Annotated in this window: 1 protein-coding gene and 2 pseudogenes; all 3 read right to left on the bottom strand. The window is 45.4% G+C overall.

From position 1 onward, the window contains the following. Positions 1-579: pseudogene (locus tag AAKU64_RS22275) on the bottom strand (hypothetical protein); the annotation flags it as partial. Positions 580-999: 420 nt separating this feature from the next. Then, positions 1000-1446, bottom strand: a complete 447-nt coding sequence (locus tag AAKU64_RS22270) for a hypothetical protein (RefSeq protein ID WP_354335845.1) — start codon at positions 1444-1446, stop codon at positions 1000-1002. Further along, a pseudogene (locus AAKU64_RS22265) lies at positions 1446-2882 on the bottom strand (hypothetical protein); the annotation flags it as partial. The gene AAKU64_RS22270 and the pseudogene AAKU64_RS22265, both read right to left, overlap by 1 nt.

Genomic DNA, 2882 nt, shown 5'->3' with positions numbered 1-2882 from the left:
AAATCTCTCACCCGGAGCCATGTCTCTTTCAGTAACGGTGGTGCCTTCTTTAAACGGTGCAGTTTCTCTTGTTGCACGTTTTTTATCGATCAGTTCAGTGTTCGCATCCGTCGCTGTACGGTACTTGATTTTACCTCGGAATCTAACATGCACACCATCATCCACAGACTTAGCTGTATCCGCCATCTGTTCCGCTTTAGCTAACTCTGCCGCCTTAGTTGCCTCAGCTATCTTGGCTGCTTTAGCCGCTTCTTCCAACTTGAGTGCCTCAGCCGCTTTCGCTGCCTTGCTGCCTTTGATCCAGCCTAACCCTAGCGTGCCAATTTCTGTGACTGCCCTGGTGCCTGCTTCTACATACTGCCCTTTCGCCCAAGGATCGGTCACTGGCTTGACAATGGCTTTGCCTATATCTAACGCGTCTTGTCCAATGGTACCCGCTGTGATGTTGCCAAGCTTGATATTCTCAGCGAGGATTTGTCCATCAAGTTGGCCTAGTGCTTGGCCGGTGCTGGTGTATTGATAGCGTATTAGCTTGGGGACGGCTTTGATGCCTTCGTAGGCCATTTCGCCTATACCCATGACACCGTCTTTGACGAAACCTAAAACACCGCGGGTGGCTTGCGCGGCGTAGTCGGTTGCGCTGCCTGGTGTGCCTTGGATTTGGCCTATGAGTCCGTCTAGCTGACTATTGCTGTCTTTGAAGTTGATGTAGTCATCTAAGGCATTGAGATTGAGCTGGCCTGCTTATCAATAGTGTCCCAACGTTTCCACTTCAGGGGTTCTTAAGTTAATGATTTGTTTGCATAAATTGATATTTCTGTCTCGTCTCAATTTGAACGTCGAGGCGCAAAATTAGGTTTTTTTGCGGATATTCGCCGCAGGCGAGCCTATCACGTATCAAGGCAAACTCGTGTTTTCATCGGTCATTACGTGTTTGCCGTTTACTTTGAGAATGTTCTGGTCGTCCAGGATTTTGACATGCCACCAAACATAGCGACGTCAAACCCAATTTTTTGTATAGTTAATAAAGAATTGCTTCTTTTTTGTAGCACTTGCAAGCATAGAAAACATATCTACATCTTCTTGTTTAGTGTCATAAGGATTGCTGTCAATTCCGTCTATATCTTGATAAGTAATATCAAATATTTTTTGTGAATTAGACCATAGAGAAAAATAATGAATATTTGGTTCGGTGCTCACTTTAACTTCTGTTGACTCTAATGAGCCTAATACCCGCGTTTCATTCTTGAAAAATATCGGACCATCTGGTGAAGCAAAAACTCCAACTACATTTGATGATACGACTACGAATATGCCAAATGTAAAGTTCAATTCCTTTTGCTTAGCAAATTCACGGCTTATGATCTTATAAGATCCATCGTAATTATCATATTCCAATACGAGATTATGCTGATCAAAGTTCTTTAGATATACTTTCTTTCCCACTATAAGCCTCCTATATATTTCAATGCTTTGTCGATGTATGTTACATCTTTACTTTCAAGCCATCCTTCAAATTTTGACAAGAGTGCATTCACATTATTATTGGGCGTGAAAGACGAGTTAATTATCCTCTGATAAGCCTCATCCAATGATTTGCCGCTCTCCAATTGTTTGCTGACTAAATCTTCAAATTTCGGCCCCAATGGATCACCGTATCTACCAGAGTTTACCTCGTAAATATAATCGCGCAGGGGCTCAGGAGTGAGGTCTTTATATTTAATTCCAAGTTCTCTCCTTTCATTCCACATTTCATAAGCAACCTCATTTTTTGGTGTTCCACTATCCATCATATGTTTTGCTTTCATTTCAAGATCTACTACTTCATCTTCATATGCTTGACGTAATGGATGATTTTTAATATCACCACCAATTTTCTCGCGAATGGCAGAAATTTTTTCGTGTTTTGTTAATTTTGAAGCTCTAACATGCACACCATCATCCACAGACTTAGCTGTATCCGCCATCTGTTCCGCTTTAGCTAACTCTGCCGCCTTAGTTGCCTCAGCTATCTTGGCTGCTTTAGCCGCTTCTTCCAACTTGAGTGCCTCAGCCGCTTTCGCTGCCTTGCTGCCTTTGATCCAGCCTAACCCTAGCGTGCCAATTTCTGTGACTGCCCTGGTGCCTGCTTCTACATACTGCCCTTTCGCCCAAGGATCGGTCACTGGCTTGACAATGGCTTTGCCTATATCTAACGCGTCTTGTCCAATGGTACCCGCTGTGATGTTGCCAAGCTTGATATTCTCAGCGAGGATTTGTCCATCAAGTTGGCCTAGTGCTTGGCCGGTGCTGGTGTATTGATAGCGTATTAGCTTGGGGACGGCTTTGATGCCTTCGTAGGCCATTTCGCCTATACCCATGACACCGTCTTTGACGAAACCTAAAACACCGCGGGTGGCTTGCGCGGCGTAGTCGGTTGCGCTGCCTGGTGTGCCTTGGATTTGGCCTATGAGTCCGTCTAGCTGACTATTGCTGTCTTTGAAGTTGATGTAGTCATCTAAGGCATTGAGATTGAGCTGGCCTGCTTCGAGTTTGCTTTTAGCTTCTTTTAGTCGCGTAAGTTTCTCACTGGTATGCTGGCCTGGTGCTACTGGATTGGAAGGTTTGGACGCGGGTGTTGCGCTTGCGCTAACGCTCTTTTGTTCTGTGACCAGTTTGCCTTTGGCACCGCCATTGCCATTGGCATCGCAATTGATCATGCAATTGCTGTCGTGTCTGGCGATGGGGATGTTGTTGACCTTGACGTTGTTGTGTCCGTCCAAGATTTTGACATGCCCGCCACCTTGCGAAGTGCCGGATGCGATGTGCTTACCGGCATCGGCTTGCACACCCTTGATCATGTCGCCCTTGCGATACACGGGAGTGCTTTGAGCTTTGACGTT

Source organism: Undibacterium sp. GrIS 1.8 (assembly GCF_040544445.1).
Taxonomy (GTDB): domain Bacteria; phylum Pseudomonadota; class Gammaproteobacteria; order Burkholderiales; family Burkholderiaceae_D; genus Undibacterium.
This window is presented reverse-complemented; position numbering and strand designations above follow the sequence as displayed.